We start from the raw sequence: 16,944 nt of genomic DNA on the forward strand, positions 1-16,944 counted from the left end.
CTCCCTGTTCGCGAAAGGAGCGGCTTCATGACACCGACGTCTGCCAGCCCCTCGCTCGACACAGCTTCGTCCGACGACACCGCGAGATGGACCCCGCGACTGGTCGCCGTACTCATCGCGCTCATCTGGCCGACCCAGCTCCTGGCCGCCGCCGGCATCCTGGGCGCCAACGCCACCGCCAGCGTGGCGCAGAGCTTCCACACCACGCACGTGGCCTGGTTCGGGTTGACCGTCGTCCTCGTCTCGACGCTGCTGACGCCGTTCGTGATGAAACTGGGTGACCGCTACGGCAGGAAGCGGCTCATGCTCGTGATGGCCGGCCTGGGGGTCGTCGGAGACGTCATCGCCGCGATGGCGGGCAGTTTCTGGCTTCTGCTGGCCGGGCGGGCGATCGCCGGCTGTTACGGCCCGTTCGGCGCCCTGTCCTTCCCGGCCGTACGGGACATCTTCCCCGCCCGGCTGGTGAAGCCGGCCAGCGCCATCCTGGGCAGCAGCGTCGGACTGGTCGCCCTGGCCGCGCCGTTCCTCGCCGGCTGGCTGGTCGACGGCTGGGGCTACCAGGGCGTGATGTGGTTCCTCGCCGCGGCCTCCGCCGCCGGCTTCGCGCTGATCGCCTTCCTGGTGCCCCAGACCCCACGGCACGACTTCCGGCCCGGCTTCGACTGGCTCGGCGGCCTGGTCCTCGGCGGGGGCCTGACCGCGGTCGTCTACGCAGTCGGCCAGGGACAGAGCTGGGGCTGGGCCGACGCCAAAACCCTCGGCTGGCTCGCCGCTGGCCTGGTCGCACTGGTCGTCTTCTTCTTCGTGGAGCGCTCCAGCGCCCACCCGATCCTGGACTTGAAGGTACTCAGCCGACGCCCGGTCGCCCTGGTCCTCCTCAGCGGCGGGCTCGCTCAGGCCGTCGCGTACACCATGCCGGGTATGGCGATCCTGCTCGCCCTCTACCCGCACATCCCAGGCGTCTCCGCCGGTCTCGGGTGGACCGCACAGCACAACGCCGCCGTCAGCGTGACCTGGCACGTGGTGATGTTCGGTACCGGAATCGTCGCCAGCCGCCTCTTGCGCACGATCGACGCCCGCCTGCTCTGGTGGACGGGGCTGGCTCTGATGGCGGTCGGCTACGGCCTGGTGGGCTTCTTCCACGCCAATGAGACCGAACTCATCCTCACTTCGTGCCTGGCCAACCTCGGCTCCGGCCTCGTCGTCGCGGGAGCTCCGGCGCTGGTCGTCGGCGTGGTGTCCAAGGACGAGCAGGGGCTGGGCAGCGGCATGCTCAACATGGGCATCAACTTCTTCGGCGCCATCGTCACCGCCCTCTCGTTCGCCGCCCTCGCGACCCACAGCACCGTCGTGGACGGCACCGCCTTCTACCAGGACGGCGGCTACGCCTGGCTCTTCTGGACCGGAGCGCTGCTCACGGCGCTGACCCTGGCGATATCGCTGTTCATCCCGCCACTGCGGGACCCGGCGGAAACCGACGCCGTCCCCGCCGTCTGAACGGCCCCCCGGAGGGACCACTAACCGCCAACACCGAGAAAGGCTGACATGTCACACGCCTGGACCGCTCAGGTCATCACCCCCGCCTGGCCGGAAGAGCCACTGGGTACGGCGGGCCGCCCGGCCACGCTGCTGCGTGAGGTGTTCACCGTGAGCGGCCAGTTGAGACGGGCGGAGCTGAGGGTCACCGCCCTGGGGGTGTACGAGACGTATCTCAACGGCGCCGTGGTCGGGGACCACGTCCTGGCGCCCGGCTGGACCAGCTACCACCACCGCCACCGCTACCAGTCCTTCGACGTGACCCGGATGCTGTGCCCCGGTCCCAACGCCTGGGGCGCGCACCTGGCTGACGGCTGGTACCGGGGCCTGCTCGGCTTCAACGGCGGCAACCGCGACATCTACGGACCGCATACCGGACTGCTCGCTGAGCTGAGCATCGAGTACGTCGACGGCAGCGTCCAGACGATCACGACCGGTCCGGGCTGGCGCGCGGCGGCCGGTCCGGTCACCGCCGCCGGCCTGTACGAGGGAGAGGTCTACGACGCCCGCCGGGAGCTGCCCGGCTGGAGCGAACCGGGCTTCGACGACACGCACTGGCATCCGGTGCGCGTGGTGGACTTCGACACCTCGGTGCTGTTCCCGGCCGACAGCCCTCCCGTACGGCGCATCGAGCGCCTCGCCCCGGTGGCCGTGACCACCTCCCCCAGCGGGCGCGCCCTGGTCGACTTCGGCCAGAACCTGGTCGGCAGGCTGCGCATCCGCGTCCGCGGTGAGGCGGGTCGCACCGTGACGCTGCGGCATGCGGAGGTGTTGGAGGACGGCGAGTTGTGCGTACGTCCGCTGCGCGGCGCCATGGCCACCGACCGCTACACGGTGCGCGGCGACGCCGACGGCGAGCAGTGGGAGCCCCGCTTCACCTTCCACGGCTTCCGCTACGCCGACATCGACAACTGGCCCGGCGAACTGGCCCCCGGTGACGTCACCGCTGTGGTCCTGCACAGCGACCTCCGCCGGACCGGTTGGTTCGAGTCCTCCGATCCGTCGCTGAACCGGCTGCACGAGAACGTGGTGTGGGGGATGCGGGGCAACTTCCTGGATGTTCCCACCGACTGCCCCCAGCGCGACGAACGCCTCGGCTGGAGCGGCGACATCCAGGTCTTCGCCCCCACCGCCACGTTCCTCTACGACACCCAGGACTTCCTGCGCTCCTGGCTGCGCGACCTCGCCGCCGACCAGAGCGAGGACCCCGACGGCATCCCACCGGTGATCAGCCCTGCCATCCCCTTGAACATCCCCGTACCGATGCCTCCCGGCAACCCCCCGATGGCCGGCTGGTGCGACGCCGCCGTCATCGTCCCGTGGGTCCTGCACGAGCGCTACGGCGACACCGAGGTGCTGCGCACCCAGTACCCGTCCACGCGCGCCTGGGTCGACGCCGTCGACCGGATCGCCGGGCCCACGCACGTGTGGGGCGAGGGCTTCCAGTTCGGCGACTGGCTCGACCCCACCGCGTCCCCCGACGACCCCGGCGGGGCGACGACCTCTTCTCAACTCGTCGCGACCGCCTACTTCGCGCACTCGTCCCGACTGCTGGCCCGCACCGCCGACGTACTGGGGAAGAAGGACGACGCCGAGCACTATCACGCACTCTCCGATGCCGTACGGCAAGCCTTCCGAGCCCGCTTCCACACCGGCGAGGGCCGCCTGGCGCAAGAGACCCAGACCGCGTACGCCCTCGCCCTCGGCTTCGACCTGCTCCAGGACGACGCCGAGCGGACCGAGGCCGGGAACCGGCTGGCCGCTCTGGTGGCAGAGCGCGGCCACCGGATCGGGACCGGCTTCCTCGGCACCCCTCTCGTATGCGACGCGCTCACCGCCACCGGCCACACCGATACCGCGTACCGGTTGCTGCTGGAGCGCTCCTGCCCGTCGTGGCTCTACCAGGTGGATATGGGGGCCACCACGATCTGGGAGCGCTGGGACAGCCTGCTGCCCGACGGCACCGTCAACCCCGGAGAGATGACCTCCTTCAACCACTACGCGCTCGGCGCGATCGCCGACTGGCTGCACCGCACCGTCGCCGGTCTCGCCCCGGCCGCCCCCGGCTACCGCCGCCTGCTCGTCCGGCCCCGCCCCGGCGGCGGCCTCACCTGGGCCAAGGCCGCGCACGAGACACCGTACGGACGGGCCGAGGTGGCGTGGCGCCTGACCGACGGCCGGCTGACGGTCACCGTGACCGTCCCCCAGGGCACCGAGGCCACCGTCGACCTGCCGGGCGCCGAACCAACCCGGGCCGGGCCCGGCATCCACACCTTCCACACCTTCCACGCCCCCCACCGCACCACCGAGGAGCAGCAGTGACCCACCCGTACCAGGACCCCAGCCGCAGCGTCGAAGAACGGGTGGCGGACCTGCTGCCCCGTATGACGCTGGAAGAGAAGGCCGGGCTGCTCTTCCACCACGCGATAGGCATCGGAGCGAACCCCGCACCAGTCGGCCTCACCGCCGAGCAGATGATGTCCGACCACCTCATGTCGCACTTCAACCTGCTGGGCGCGGGCACCCCACGCGAGATGGCGGAGTTCCACAACCGCCTTCAGGAGCAGGCCGCCGCCACCCGGCTGGGCATCCCGGTGACGCTGTCCACCGATCCGCGCCACGCGTTCACCGACAACCCGGGCACCGCGATGATGGCCGGCCCTTTCTCCCAGTGGCCCGAAACCCTGGGCCTGGCCGCCATTGATGACGTCGCACTGGCACGCCAGTACGGCGACATCGTGCGCCGCGAGTACCTGGCCGTCGGTCTGCGGGTCGCCCTGCACCCGCAGATCGACCTGGCCACCGAACCGCGTTGGGCCCGTATCTCGGGCACGTTCGGCGAGGACGCCGACCTGACCTCGCGCCTGGCGGCCGCGTACATCGAGGGCCTGCGGGGTCCGGGCGAGCAGCTCGGCCAGGACAGCGTGGCAGCGATGGTCAAGCACTTCCCCGGCGGTGGCCCGCAGAAGGACGGCGAGGACCCGCACTTCCCCTACGGCAGGGAACAGGTCTACCCAGGCGGCCTCTTCGACTACCACCTGGCGCCGTTCAAGGCGGCCATCGCAGCCGGGGCCACGCAGGTGATGCCGTACTACGGCATGCCGGTCGGCACCGGGCACGAAGAGGTCGGCTTCGGCTTCAACAAGGGGATCATCACCGGGTTGTTGCGCGAGAAGCTGGGCTTCGACGGCATCGTCTGCACCGATTGGGGATTGCTCAACGACGGTCCGATCATGGGCGAGATGCACGCCGCCCGCGCCTGGGGCGTGGAACACCTCACGCCCGAGGAGCGGGCACTGAAGGTGCTGCACGCGGGCGCCGATCAGATCGGTGGCGAGGCATGCCCCGAGCTGATCGTGGAACTGGTCCGCGACGGACGGCTGACGGAATCCCGCCTCGACGCCTCCGTCACTCGCCTGCTCGCCGAGAAATTCCGCCTCGGGCTGTTCGACGACCGCCGCTACGTCGACCCGGACGCCGCCGAAGAGATCGTCGGCCGCGCCGACTTCCGCACCGCCGGCGAGGCCGCCCAGCGCCGCTCGCTGACCCTGCTCGAAGACCGTGCCGGCGTACTGCCGCTGACCGGTCGTCCTCGGCTGTACGTGGAAGGCGTCGACGTGGCCGTGGCCGCCGAGTACACCGACATCGTCACCGACCCGGCTCAGGCCGACCTCGCGGTGCTGCGCCTGAACACCCCCTACGAGCCCCGCCCGGGCCTGTTCGAGTCCTTCTTCCACGCCGGCCGGCTCGACTTCGACCGAGAACGCCTCAAGCAGATCCTCACCCTGCTCGACACGGTGCCCACCATCGTCACCATCCACCTCGAACGACCCGCCGTCATCCCCGAAATCGCCAACCGTGCCGCCGTGTTGCTCGCCGCCTACGGCGCCGGCGACCGGGCGCTGCTCGACGTCCTGTTCGGCCGTGCCGCCCCGCAGGGCAGGCTGCCGTTCCAACTCCCTCGTTCCATGGCCGAGGTAGCGGCCGGCCGTCCGGACGTCCCGCAGGAGAGCACCGATCCGCTCTACCCCTTCGGCCACGGGCTGCGCTATGCCGCCGACTCCACAGCGTGAACGACAAGGAGCCTCGGAGCCTCGTATGAACAGCACCTTCCCCAACGGCTTCCTGTGGGGCGCCGCGACCGCTGCCCACCAGGTCGAGGGTGGCAACGTCAACAACGACTTCTGGGAGATGGAACACCGCTCCGGCACCTTCTTCACCGAGCCCAGCGGGGACGCCTGTGACAGCTGGCACCGCTGGGAGGAGGACCTGGACATCGCCGCCGGTCTCGGGCCTGAACACGTACCGGTTCTCCCTGGAGTGGAGCCGCATCGAGCCGGAACCCGGTGAAGTCTCCCGCGTCGCGCTGGACCACTACCGCCGCATGATCACCGGCTGCTGCGAACGCAATCTGAACCCGGTCGTCACCCTGCAGCACTTCACCGTGCCGCGTTGGATGACCGCCGCCGGCGGGTGGGCCGCCCCCGGCTCGGCCGACCGCTTCGCCCGCTATTGCGAGACCGTCCTGCCCATCCTGGCCGAGGGCGTCTCGTACGTCTGCACCATCAACGAGCCCAACCTCGCCGCCATGACCGCCCCACTCCACCTGCCGTCCGCCGAACGGCCCGCGTTTACCGGCGTCATGCCCGCCCCGCACCGCCCGACCGCCGACGCTCTGGTCGCCGCCCACGCCCGCGCCGTGGACATCCTGCGCGGCCAGTCCGGGATCGCGGCCGGCTGGACGATCGCCAGCCAGGCCGTCCAGGCGGCACCCGGCGGTGAGGAGGCGGCCGCCGCCTGGTCACACGAGCGTGAGGACTTCTTCCTCGAAGCCGCCAAGGGCGACGACTTCATCGGCGTACAGGCATACACCCGCACCGTCATCGGCCCCGACGGCCCCCTGCCCGTCCCGGAGTCCGCCGAGCAGACCCTGACGGACTGGGAGTACTACCCGCAGGCCCTGGAACAGGCCGTACGCCACACCTGGCAGACGACCGGCGGCGTACCGATCCTGGTGACCGAGCACGGCATCGCCACCGCCGACGACACCCGCCGCATCGACTACACCCGCACCGCCCTGCACGGACTGCGCGCCGCCATGGACGACGGTATCGACGTACGCGGGTACATCCACTGGTCGCTGCTCGACAACTTCGAATGGGTCGCCGGCTACAAGCCCACCTTCGGCCTGGTCGCCGTCGACCGCCAGACCTTCGCCCGCACCCCCAAGCCCAGCGCCCACTGGCTCGGCACCATCGCCCGCACCGGTCACCTCCCCGAGTGACGGTCGGCCCGCTGCCCGCCTTTCACGTACTGCCGTCAGCGCAAGGCCGATCCAAGTGCACCGTCCGCGCCGCCGTCGGCGCTTCCGGCGGCAGCGGTGGACTGGCCCTGCGCATGGATGACCGCCGCCTGTACGCGCTCGTCATCGAACCAGCAGGTCCACGCCGAAGTCCACATCGGCCCACTCATTCACGCCCGTACAGTGTCCCCTGCCCCACAGACAGCGCCGTCCTGTAAATCCAGGTGAACCGCCACACCACCCATGAGTCTCGAAGCCGACGACGACACCACAGATGGCATCGCCTCCATACGGGCGGAAGCGATCGCAGCCATCACCTCCAGCGGCCCGGGCCGCGTCCGGCCGCTTCCAGACGCGGTCACGCACTTCGGCCCGCGCGTCCCGTATCGCGTGAAGGAGCCTCGGGCCAGCCGTGGCGGGGGTGTCGATGAGGCGGGAGACCGTCGGGCCTGAGGCGACCGGCCCGAACCACGGCCGGACCGGGCCCGCAGCATCCCGACATCCGCGAGGCAGTCTCCACCGAGCCCGACCGCGAGGGCCACTTCCACCTGGTCCGGCCCAGCCTTGCGAACCGTCTCGACTTCAACCAACAGCGGCGCCTGCCCGGCTCATGACGCTCATTTGACGCTCGCCCTGATGGGCCGTCACACCCCCCGACGGACTGGACGCTGAAGCGGCCGTCCCCAGGATTGTCCGGGCATGGTGCGGAGTGGGCAAGACCGAGCGCTACTGGTCTCCCGTCGGCTCCGCGTGGAAGTTGTGGCCGGCCAGCCCCCTGCCGCCTCCACCTTCCCCCAGGCCGACCGCCCCCGCAGTTTTTCGGCGTCGAAGACGTCGTCGAATCGTAGCGGCGGCTTCGTCCAGAGCCGCGCAGAAGACTTTGATCTCCCCTGCGGCCCGCCACTGTTCCAAGGCCGTGCCGAAGCGCTCGCCCCGCACCGCGTCCACCGCCCTGATAGACGCGACGCTGACGGCCGCCTCCCACTCCCGACGCGCACGCTCCTGCTCCTCCGCTTCCCGGCGGCGGCGCTCGTCCTGTCGTACGTACGCCGCCCCGGCTGCTTGGGCACGTACCGGACCCGCTTCTGCCGCTCGCGGAAGTCGATCTCGTACGTTCTGCCGTGGATGGTGAGCAGGGTCTTGGCTGCTTGCGCTTCTTGGACACCGCGATTTCGCCATAGCGGACGACGGCCTGTTCGGCGAGGAGCCGGAGTAGCGAGAGCACCTGGGGGCAGGACCTCCCTGGGAGATCTCAAAGGCGCTGTGGTCCGCGGTGACTGCGGCGATCACGTCCTCAACGTTGGTGATCACATGGCTGCGTGCCAGGTGGATCCGGTTCCACTCGGTGTCGCCCTCGCCGGTCGCCCAGAGCAGGCCGAGGAAGAAGTGCCCCTTCGCCCGCCCGCTGTACTTGAGGTCGTAGGCCCTCAGGAGCACACCGCCGCGCCGCTCCTACTTCCGCCGGTAAGGGGCGCGGGGGCTTCGTAGCACGCTGCGGGGGCCGGCTTTGTCCCGGATGAGGACGCGGTCTGCCGACGAGGGGGAGGCGCAAATAGGCCCCGCGCTTTTAGGGCGCGAGTGGTGACAGCAAGTTCGGGGCCGTCTGAGGTAACAGGCTTCGTCCTGTCCCCGAAGCGGGTGAGCAGCGTCAGCTGGCGATCATTGAGTGGCGTCCGACGGTGCATGGTCCGGCAGTTGCTGTTCCGACACAAGCCCGTGGGGGGCGGTGAAACAGTTGCTGGGGCTGGTCTCAGGTCACCTGTCGTCCGTTGCGTTCGGCCAGTCCGTTGAGGGGTTCAGGCGTTGCACATGGCCGACGGCCAATGCGATCCGTGTCTGGCTCCGGCCCCCTCCTGTCCGGTCGGCAGGGCCTCCGTGCGGAGGTGGAGGGCGGCGCTGACGGCTTTCGTGCCGGCGAGCTCGGCTGGAGGGGTCTCGTGCCGCAGGGCGGCGCCAGGAGGCCCCGGCTTTGAGCCGGGGCCTCCTGCGTTGCGGTTCAGTCGGTGGACAGTGCCTGGAGCAGGTCGCCAACGTTGGGATCAGGGAGGGCTCGGGCCACGTCGGCCTGGGCGACCATGCCCACGAGGTCGTGCCCGTCGATGACCGGCAGGCGGCGCACCTTGTGCTGGGTCATGGTGCGCAGAATCTCTTCGGCGTCGTCGTCAGCGCCGATGGTCACCGCCTCGCCCTGGGCCAGTTCGCCCGCTGCGCAATCGGCAGGGCTCTTGCCGACGCCGAGCACCTTCACGACGATGTCGCGGTCGGTCAGCATGCCCTTGAGCTTCTTGTCCGTGCCGCAGATCGGCAACGCGCCGACCCCCAGCTCGGCCATCTTCTGCGCGGCGAGCAGTACGGTCTCTTCCGCGCCGATGCACTCCGTGCCTTCGGTCATGATCTCTCGTGCGGTCGTCATGCGAGATCCTTCCTGGTGTACTGCGGGTGCCTGGGCATGAGGTCTTGTACGCGGGCGTCAAGCCGTCGGCAAGTTCGCTGAGTGTGGACTCTGCGGTCGTCTTGGAGACTCGCCTATTTCCGTCCCGGCCAAGCGCGGCGGTGAACCTCGGGCGCCGGGGCCCACTCGTGGATGTGCTGGTGAGCGCTCGCGCCCTTGGCCACGGTTCTCCATCGCCGTCGTACGGCCCGACGTCCGGGCGGTGCACGGCGGTCTTAGGCGGCGAGGGTCGTGTCCGCTGCGAGTGATGTCCGACGGGGTACTTCGGGTCGCCTGGCTGTCGCCAGGATCTCGTCAGCAGCCGCGATCGCATCGGTGATGGAGCGGGTGCCGGTCACCACACACAGCGTGTAGGTGACGTCTGCCAGCTCTCGTTGCCATGTCGGCTCGGCCTTCTCCGCGAGCGCGATGCGTGCGCTCGCATAGCGGGCGAGCAAGGACCTCACACGGCGCGGCTCCGGCCTTAACACCACCACAAGTCCCTCCCAGGCATCCTTCGGTGCCGTACGTGTTCCCGCACAACGCGCCCTCATGCCGAGCCGGCCGTCCTGAAGAACGCGTCGCGCGGAAGTAGTACTTGTTCGAGCTGAAGCTGGTGGGGGTCCGGGATCTCCACGGTCGGTGCCGGCCGCAGTTCATCCGCGTGCGCGGCGATGTCCCGTAGGGCCGAGGCATGGGTCTGTGCGGTGTGTTCGTCGTCGGCGTGGCCCAGTTGGGCGCTGACGCGGCGGTGGTCGGACAGATGGAGGTTGATCTGGTGGTGTTCACGCAGCCAGTCGGCCGCTCCGGTAGCCGGTCGTGCCGAGCCAGGTGACGTCGATGATGACCCGGAGGGCGTCCATGTCGGCTGTGAGGCCGCGCCCGCAGAAGTCGTCCCGCCCGTGTACGTGCATGCCGTCGATGCCGGCGATCGGGCCCGTACGGACGCGGCCAGGGCGAGCGTGTCGTCGTAGAGGGCGTGGCCGTGCTCGACCATCTGGCGGCGCCATCCGTCCAGGCTGTCCAGGTCCGTGGGATGCTGGAAGTGTGGTCGTCCCTTTCGGCTTCCCCGCAGGGCAGGACGGCCGTGACGCTGGAGAGTCCGTTCGGGCTTGGACTTCCGTAGCCCCTGGCGACGCCGCCGACGCCGACAGCAGGCGACTCCCTGGACGGGTTCCCCGACGGGCTCGTCGAGCTCGCCCTGCGAGCGACATGGCCACCAGACCCAAGAGGCAACGACGTCCAGGTGGCACCCGGGCGCCGCGCATTGCCTGAGCTGGTTAACCACGACCCTGGTGTGCCATGCGCCACGATTACCCCGCAGTCGGCGATCACACGCCTGGACTCACCCAGTAGGACCCAGTTGCCTGTCCCCACGTGACTGAGGCGGATGGCCGGTGGTTTGGCCGTGAATGGCCCCGGATCCTGGTGCCACCCGGGGCGGTCATTGCACGGCCGGTCGGCGTGCGCACGTGGTGGGACGGCGGACCGGGCCGTGGTCCCGGTCGTGGGCGGGGAGTGCGCTGTCGTGCCAACTCCTGGGCGCGGGGAGAAAAGTCGGTCGGTCGGGCCGGTCGTAATCTCGGGGTGTGCCGAGCCGCGAACGCGGCGGACGCGATACCGATTGCTTCGAAAGGACCCCTCATGTTCGACATCACCAAGGTGCAGGCCGCCCCGAGCGCAAACCTCCTCACGCCCGACAACGGGGTTATGCTCTTCGTGGACCACCAGCCGCAGATGTTCTTCGGCGCAGGGAGCGGCGATCGCGCCGCGATAATCAACAGCACCGTGGGTCTCGCCAAAGCGGCTCAGGCGTTTGATGTGCCGGCCGTCCTGACCACGGTCGCCGCCGAGTCGTTCTCCGGGCCCCTGCTGCCTCAGCTCGCCGAGGTGTTTCCCAAGCACGAGGTCATCGACCGCACGACCATGAACGCCTGGGAGGACGATGGCTCGTGGCGGCGGTCAAGGCGACCGGACGCAAGAAGCGTCCGACGGGACGAAGCCGCCGGACAGGTACTCCCAAGTCGTGTAACCGAGGCCGTGGCCGAACCAGTAGCGGGGTTCGGCGCCGGTCTTCTCCCAGGCGCGGTATCCGACGAAGATGCTCTCCTCGTACGCGAGCGCGCCGTCGGTCGGCGTGACCCGCAGCACGGGGGAGTTCTCCTTGCGGGCCGGCCAGGTCGTGGGCAGCCGGCCGCCCGGCTCGTGCGCGCCGAGCAGTACGTCGGCCAGGGCCGCGCCGCACTCCTGGCCGGGGAACCAGGTGAGCAGGACGGCGGCCACGTCCTCCGCCCACGGCAGCTCCACCGGCGAACCGGCGTTGACCACGACCACCGTGTGCGGATTGACGGCGGCGAGTTCGTTCTGGCGGCCCGGCAGTTCGAGGGTCTTGCGGTCGAAGCCCTCGCTCTCCACGTCCTCGGTCGTGGCGACCACGACGATGGCGATGTCCGCTTCGGCCGCGGTGGCCACCGCCTGGTCGAACTCGGCGTCGGGAGAGTCGCTGGGCTCCGCGTGGCCGAGGCCGAACTGGACCCAGACCATGGGGCCGTCGAACATCTTGAGGGGTACGTGCCGTACGTGCACCTCGACCTGTTCGCCGGCGTTCAGCTCGATGTCGAAGCGCAACTCCTCGGCGCCGCTCAGGGCCACGAAGGGATCGTCACCGGCGGCACGTTCTTGCCCCGGAACAGGGTGGTACCGCCCACGGTCAGTTCGAAGTCGCCGACGCCGGTGAGGGAGAAGGCGTGCGTACCGGTGACTGGCGGGGTGTAGACGCCGGTCAACTCGACGTGGTCCAGCTTCGACGAGGCAACCCCGTCGGGGAGTTCGCCTACCCACTGGACCTGCGCCTCGGTGAGCGGGTACGTGCCGAGCACCTCGTCGTCCATCCCGACGATGGTGGCGCGCGGGGAGAAGTTCCCGGTGGCCGGGTGCAGCTTGGTGCTAGGGTCGGCCCCGCGTGCGTGGACGAGTTCGACGTTCTCGGGCAGTGTCGCCCGCAGCCCCTCCACTGGGGAGATGACGTACTCGGGGCAGACGGTGGCGCTGCCGCCGCCGAGGACCCGCGCCTTGTCGGCGGCGGCGCCGATCAGCGCCACCTTGCGCAGGGCGCGGGAGTTCAGCGGCAGGGCCGGCGTGCGTCCGGGCCCGGTTCGTTGCGCAGCAGGACGCAGGAGTGGCGGGCGATCGTACGGGAGACGGCGGCCCCGTCGAGCCGGTCCGGCAGGTGGTCGCCGGGCACAGCGGGCGGCGCGCCGTCGAGGATGCCGACGCGGGCGGCGAGCAGCAGGACGCGGCGGACCATGGCGTCCACGGTCTCCTCGGCCACGAGGCCCTCGCGTACGGCTGCCGCCAGCTTCTCGCCGTAGACGGTGTTCGGGCCGGGCATGGCCACATCGGTGCCGCCGTTCGCGCAGCCGGCGGTGTCCCGGGCGGCGGTCCAGTCGGAGACGATGTATTCGTCGAAGCCCCATTCGCCGCGCAGCACGCCGTTCTGGTACGCGTCGCCGCCGATGCCCAGCACCAGGCCGAGGCTCTTCTCCTTGTCGGCGGGGTCGGCCTCGCCGATACGCAGGGCCATGGTCACCACGACGGGCGTCATGACCGCAGCATGCAGGCCCAGAGCGCCCAGCGTCAGGCGGACCGCGAACCCACGGGGTGCCGGGGCGGAGTCATCTCCTGCTGTCTTCTCACCCAGGGCTGCCGAACTCGGCCAGTTCAGCCATGGCTGCATCTCTTCCGTACGAGCGTGCGGTTGCTGCACGCGGTTGGGGAGCAGCATGGGGTCAGTCACCTCTCTCGGGCCTGCGACTAGGCTTCTGGCCGATCGCAGACACACACAGGGGGCTGAGCGAGCGATGACTGAACCCGCGCGGCGACATCGACCGAGCGCACGTGGTGACGGCCGGCGGGAGGAGATCCTCCGGGCCGCCTTCGAGCTCTTCTCCGAACGTGGCTACCGGGGCACGTCGATCGCCGCGATCGCCGAGCGGATCGGTCTCACCCAGCAGGGCCTGATGCACTACTTCCCCACCAAGAACGACCTGCTGACCGCAGTGCTCGAACTACGCGACCGATGGGACGTCGCGCAGGTGCTGCGGACCGGGGACAGTGCGCCGACGCGCCTGGACCTGCTGGCCGACCTCGTGGAATACAACGCGGACCGGCCCGCCATCGTGCAGGCGTTCACCGTGCTCGCGGCGGACAGTGTGACGGAGAAGCACCCGGCGAAGCCCTACTTCCAGGAACGCTACGGCCACGTACGGGACGGAGTCGCGGCGTCGCTGCGCCAGGAATTCGGCGAGCGGCTCCCCGGCGGGCTGTCCCCCGAGCACCTCGCCCCGCTCGTGGTCGCCGCCATGGACGGACTCCAGCTCCAATGGCTGCTCAACCCGGAAGAGGTCGACATGCCCGCCCGGTTCCGGGATCTGCTGACCCTGCTCCGGGCCGCGGCGGGGTCGCAGGAGGTCATCCCCGAGCGGTAAGCGGTCAAAGGCGGCAGTAGCTATGTTGACATAGGTATGTCGGCATACTTAGCATGCCTGTATGCCCACCTCCAGCGCGTCCGAGCAGGACACCCGTCGCATCGCCTCCGGGCTCGCGGCTGTCCTGCCCGCGCTGCACCGGGCGCTCGACCGTCGCCTCACCCAGGAATTTCCGCACCCCAACCTGCCCGAAGGCCAGCTGTCGCTGCTGCGGCTCGTCGGGGAACGTGACGGCATCACCGTGCGCAAGGCCGCCGACGTACTGCTCATGAAGCCGAACAATGTGAGCGCGCTGGTCACCCAGTTGGCCGGCCTGGGGCTGCTGGAACGCCGGCCGGATCCCGCCGACAAGCGGGTGGCACACCTGCACGTCACGGCCGAGGCCCGGCACCGGCTCACAGCGGTCGGGGACCTCATCGACGGGTACGTCGTCGAGGCGCTGCACGCCCTTACCGACGGGGAGCTCGACGCCATCGGCTCCGCCCTCGGCGCCCTCCAGGGGCTGGCGCGGCACATCCACCCCGCCGCCGACTGACGGCGTTCGCGCGGTCGTCCGCGCATCCGTAGCCGCATGCCCCAGTTCTCCGAGGAAGCAAGGCACTTCCATGCCCCCCACCGTCGTGGATCACTCACCCCTGCCCGCACACTCCCCACCGGCAGCCGCGCGCGGCCGGCGAGGCAATCCCTGGCTGACGCTCATCGCGGTCGCGTTCGGCCTGTTCATGGTCGGTCTGGACGGCTCCGTCGTCTCGATCGCCAATCCCGAGATCGGCCGGGACCTGAACGCGTCCACCGCCGACCTGCAATGGGTCACCAACTCCTACCTGCTGGCCCTGGCCGCCGCGCTGATCCTTGGAGGCAAGCTGGGCGACCGCTTCGGCAGGCGCACGTACTACCTGATCGGTCTGGTGGGCTTCACGGCCGCCTCCGTCGCCATCGGCCTCGCGGGCTCGATCGAGGGCGTCATCGCCTTCCGTGCTCTGCAGGGCCTGTTCGGCGCGCTGCTGATGCCGAACACGCTCGGTCTGCTTCGCGCGGTGTTCCCGCCGAAGAAGTTCGGTATGGCAGTGGGTATCTGGGCGATGGTGTCGTCGGTGTCCACGGCGCTCGGCCCCATCGTCGGCGGGCTGCTCGTCGAGCACGTCAACTGGGAGTCCGTCTTCTACATCAACGCTCCGATCGGCGTCATCGCGCTCGTCTTCAGCGCGCTGGTGCTGCCGCAGAGCAAGAACACCGCCGGCCGGCACCGCTTCGACGTTCCCGGCGTCATCCTGCTCGCGGCCGGCCTGCTCGTCGTGGTCTTCGGTGTGGTCAAGGGCGAGACGTGGGGCTGGAGTTCCGGCTCGACGCTGGGCGCGCTCGCCGTCGGCGTCGTGATCCTGCTGGTGTTCGGCTGGTACGAGACGCGGGTCGAGCACTCTCTCCTCCCGATGCGGCTGTTCCGCAGCCCCGCGCTGACCATCGGCACCGTCATCACCGCGGTCAACTTCTTCGTCCTCCTCGGTGTGATCTTCTTCGTGATGCTGTACCTCCAGAACGTACGAGGCTTCACCCCCGTCGAGGCCGGCGTGCGCACCCTGCCGCTCAGCCTCGCCTCCGTCGTCGCCTCGCCGCTGGGCGCCAAGCTCACCGAGAAGGTCGGCGCCCGGCTGACCATGCCGCTCGGCATGGTCCTCCAGGCCGCCGCCTCCTTCGCGATGCTCGGCTGGGGCGTGCACTCCTCGTACGCCGCGATGTGGCCGCCGTTCATCGCCCTCGGCCTCGGCGTCGGCATGGTGATGGCCGCCTCCTCCGACGCCATCGTCGGCAACGCGCCCGTCAAGGACGCAGGCGTGGCGGGCGGCCTCCAGGCCACGGCACTCCAGGTAGGCGGGGCGCTCGGCACGTCCGTACTCGTCTCCCTGATCAGCAGCCGGGTCGGCTCCACCCTGACCGGCGAGCTGGCGGGCGCCGGAGTGCCCGCGCCCATGGCCGAGCAGCTGCACGAGGCCAAGGACGCGGTGGCGATGGGCGTCGCGCCGGTCAGCGGTGACATGCCCGCGCAGCTCAAGGCCGCGGTGATCGAGGGCAGCGGCCAGGCGTTCATCAACGGCGTACACACCGCTGCCCTCGTCACCGGCGTGCTGTGCGTGGCCGGTGCGGTCCTCGCCGCGGCCGGCGTACGACGGAACCCGCAGACCACTGGGCATCGCTGAGGGTGGGTCAGGACCTGCCGACGGGGAGCTGGAGCAGGTCCTCGCCGACGACGAGCAGGTGTTCCCGCAGCGGATCGCCGATCTCCGCCGGCAGGGTCGCGACGAGCTGGTCGACGAACACGGGGTCGATGACCTCGTGGACCAGGTAGTCGGCGTCCTGCGCCAGGTCGATGAGGTTGTCACTGACCCCGGTGTCCCCGGAGAACACGACCGAGCCGTCCGGGGTGTCGAACCGGTAGGCGAAGGCGGGTGCTGTGGGGTGGTGGTCGACCAGCGTGGCGGTGACCTGGACGTCGGCGTCCTCCCACACCGGGACGGGAGAGGCGAGCCTCGGCGGCTTGCCCTGCGGGTCGATGGTCCATGTACCGGACAGGTCGATGTCGTGTACGGAGAACAGGGCGTCCGGGCTGGTGAAGTTGCTGTCCCGCGCCCGGTCGTTGAAATCGTTCGCGAACGTCTGCCGCAGGTAGCCGGTCATGGCGGAGATCCCCGGTGTGGGGTCGTCCGGGTTGAACACCGGTGCGCGGGCCTGCCCGGCGGGAAGACCCGAGGCAGGGTGCCGCGGTCTCCCGGCCCGAACACCTCGATCGCGGGCAGGGTACGCCCCACGGTGTTCATCGGTCCGGTCGCGTAGAGAGCGGGCCAGTCGGTGACGTGATCGCTGTGCAGGTGGGTCAGGAAGACGGCCCGTACAGCCGACAGGGAGGAGCCGAGGCCGCTGCGCCCGCCGAGACCGCTCTGGACAAGTCGCTGCTGCGCGCCCGCCCCCAGGTCCACGAGGTGGACTCGCCCCCGGTGGACCACGGCGCTGGAGACACCGCACCGCGCTCCGTCGATCCAGGCCGGCCCGCCCGCCGTCCCCAGGAGCACAAGACGTGTCCGGTGCCCGTCGGCTCCGGGACGGCGCCGCACGGATCGTGCGGCGGCCGGGCTCGGGAAGGGAGTCCCCTTGGCTGAGGACCCGCGCGACGACATCACACACAGTGGACACAC

General features: G+C 70.1%; 14 protein-coding genes and 3 pseudogenes. 8 read left to right on the forward strand and 9 right to left on the reverse strand.

Annotated elements, in window-relative coordinates:
* Nucleotides 1-27 precede the first annotated feature (27 nt).
* From G412_RS0119915 to G412_RS35285, 4 genes and pseudogenes are all read left to right on the forward strand, one after another.
* Nucleotides 28-1,497, forward strand: coding sequence for an MFS transporter (locus G412_RS0119915; protein ID WP_028813610.1), 1,470 nt, complete (start codon nucleotides 28-30; stop codon nucleotides 1,495-1,497).
* A 48-nt stretch (nucleotides 1,498-1,545) separates the two neighbouring features.
* A complete protein-coding gene (locus G412_RS35280) occupies nucleotides 1,546-3,858 on the forward strand; it encodes a glycoside hydrolase family 78 protein (protein ID WP_051338489.1) in 2,313 nt (770 codons plus the stop codon).
* Nucleotides 3,855-5,609 (forward strand): glycoside hydrolase family 3 protein, encoded by a 1,755-nt coding sequence (locus tag G412_RS0119925; RefSeq protein ID WP_028813611.1) that lies wholly within the window; start codon nucleotides 3,855-3,857, stop codon nucleotides 5,607-5,609. Before G412_RS35280 ends, G412_RS0119925 begins: the two co-directional genes overlap by 4 nt.
* A 25-nt stretch (nucleotides 5,610-5,634) precedes the next feature.
* Nucleotides 5,635-6,820: pseudogene (locus tag G412_RS35285) on the forward strand (glycoside hydrolase family 1 protein).
* Nucleotides 6,821-7,186: 366 nt separating this feature from the next.
* Here the strand turns inward: G412_RS35285 and G412_RS41055 are convergent.
* The 4 genes and pseudogenes from G412_RS41055 to G412_RS0119950 all read right to left on the reverse strand — a co-directional run.
* Nucleotides 7,187-7,440 (reverse strand): annotated as a pseudogene (locus G412_RS41055) (IS1380 family transposase); the annotation flags it as partial.
* A 1,394-nt stretch (nucleotides 7,441-8,834) separates the two neighbouring features.
* Entirely contained in the window at nucleotides 8,835-9,251 is a 417-nt protein-coding gene (locus G412_RS0119940; RefSeq protein ID WP_028813612.1) for a CBS domain-containing protein, read from the reverse strand.
* A gap of 254 nt (nucleotides 9,252-9,505) precedes the next feature.
* Entirely contained in the window at nucleotides 9,506-9,766 is a 261-nt protein-coding gene (locus tag G412_RS0119945) for a DUF5133 domain-containing protein (RefSeq protein ID WP_341860595.1), read from the reverse strand.
* 53 nt (nucleotides 9,767-9,819) lie between these two features.
* Nucleotides 9,820-10,266 carry a hypothetical protein gene (locus tag G412_RS0119950; RefSeq protein ID WP_028813614.1) on the reverse strand — a complete coding sequence of 149 codons (447 nt, stop codon included), beginning with the start codon at nucleotides 10,264-10,266 and terminating at the stop codon, nucleotides 9,820-9,822.
* 647 nt (nucleotides 10,267-10,913) lie between these two features.
* Between G412_RS0119950 and G412_RS41060 the strand changes: the two are divergent.
* Nucleotides 10,914-11,254, forward strand: a pseudogene (locus G412_RS41060) (isochorismatase family protein); the annotation flags it as partial.
* Here G412_RS41060 and G412_RS37275 read toward each other — a convergent pair.
* From G412_RS37275 to G412_RS40245, 3 genes are all read right to left on the reverse strand, one after another.
* Nucleotides 11,232-11,828, reverse strand: a complete 597-nt coding sequence (locus G412_RS37275; RefSeq protein WP_244283137.1) for a glycoside hydrolase family 3 protein — start codon at nucleotides 11,826-11,828, stop codon at nucleotides 11,232-11,234. The pseudogene G412_RS41060 and the gene G412_RS37275 sit on opposite strands and share 23 nt — an antisense overlap.
* An 83-nt stretch (nucleotides 11,829-11,911) precedes the next feature.
* A complete protein-coding gene (locus tag G412_RS40240; protein ID WP_028813616.1) occupies nucleotides 11,912-12,370 on the reverse strand; it encodes a glycoside hydrolase family 3 protein in 459 nt (152 codons plus the stop codon).
* Nucleotides 12,371-12,390: 20 nt separating this feature from the next.
* A complete protein-coding gene (locus G412_RS40245) occupies nucleotides 12,391-13,053 on the reverse strand; it encodes a glycoside hydrolase family 3 protein (protein ID WP_028813617.1) in 663 nt (220 codons plus the stop codon).
* 76 nt (nucleotides 13,054-13,129) lie between these two features.
* Here G412_RS40245 and G412_RS0119970 point away from each other — a divergent pair, with 76 nt between their 5' ends.
* The 3 genes from G412_RS0119970 (at nucleotide 13,130) to G412_RS0119980 (ending at nucleotide 15,951) form a co-directional block, all read left to right on the forward strand.
* Nucleotides 13,130-13,756, forward strand: a complete 627-nt coding sequence (locus G412_RS0119970) for a TetR/AcrR family transcriptional regulator (RefSeq protein WP_028813618.1) — start codon at nucleotides 13,130-13,132, stop codon at nucleotides 13,754-13,756.
* 61 nt (nucleotides 13,757-13,817) lie between these two features.
* Nucleotides 13,818-14,291: a MarR family winged helix-turn-helix transcriptional regulator gene (locus G412_RS0119975; RefSeq protein WP_028813619.1), complete on the forward strand. Its 474-nt coding sequence runs from the start codon at nucleotides 13,818-13,820 to the stop codon at nucleotides 14,289-14,291.
* A gap of 70 nt (nucleotides 14,292-14,361) precedes the next feature.
* Nucleotides 14,362-15,951, forward strand: coding sequence for an MFS transporter (locus tag G412_RS0119980; protein ID WP_028813620.1), 1,590 nt, complete (start codon nucleotides 14,362-14,364; stop codon nucleotides 15,949-15,951).
* A gap of 7 nt (nucleotides 15,952-15,958) precedes the next feature.
* On the opposite strand, the gene G412_RS37290 is transcribed toward G412_RS0119980, so the two are convergent.
* Both G412_RS37290 and G412_RS37295 read right to left on the reverse strand, forming a co-directional pair.
* Complete coding sequence (locus G412_RS37290) at nucleotides 15,959-16,429, reverse strand: MBL fold metallo-hydrolase (protein ID WP_051338490.1); 471 nt, start codon at nucleotides 16,427-16,429, stop codon at nucleotides 15,959-15,961.
* Nucleotides 16,426-16,821, reverse strand: coding sequence for an MBL fold metallo-hydrolase (locus G412_RS37295; RefSeq protein ID WP_051338491.1), 396 nt, complete (start codon nucleotides 16,819-16,821; stop codon nucleotides 16,426-16,428). Before G412_RS37295 ends, G412_RS37290 begins: the two co-directional genes overlap by 4 nt.
* Between the last annotated feature and the right edge of the window lie 123 nt (nucleotides 16,822-16,944).

Origin of the sequence: Streptomyces flavidovirens DSM 40150 (assembly GCF_000429085.1) — a bacterium.
Taxonomy (GTDB): domain Bacteria; phylum Actinomycetota; class Actinomycetes; order Streptomycetales; family Streptomycetaceae; genus Streptomyces; species Streptomyces flavidovirens.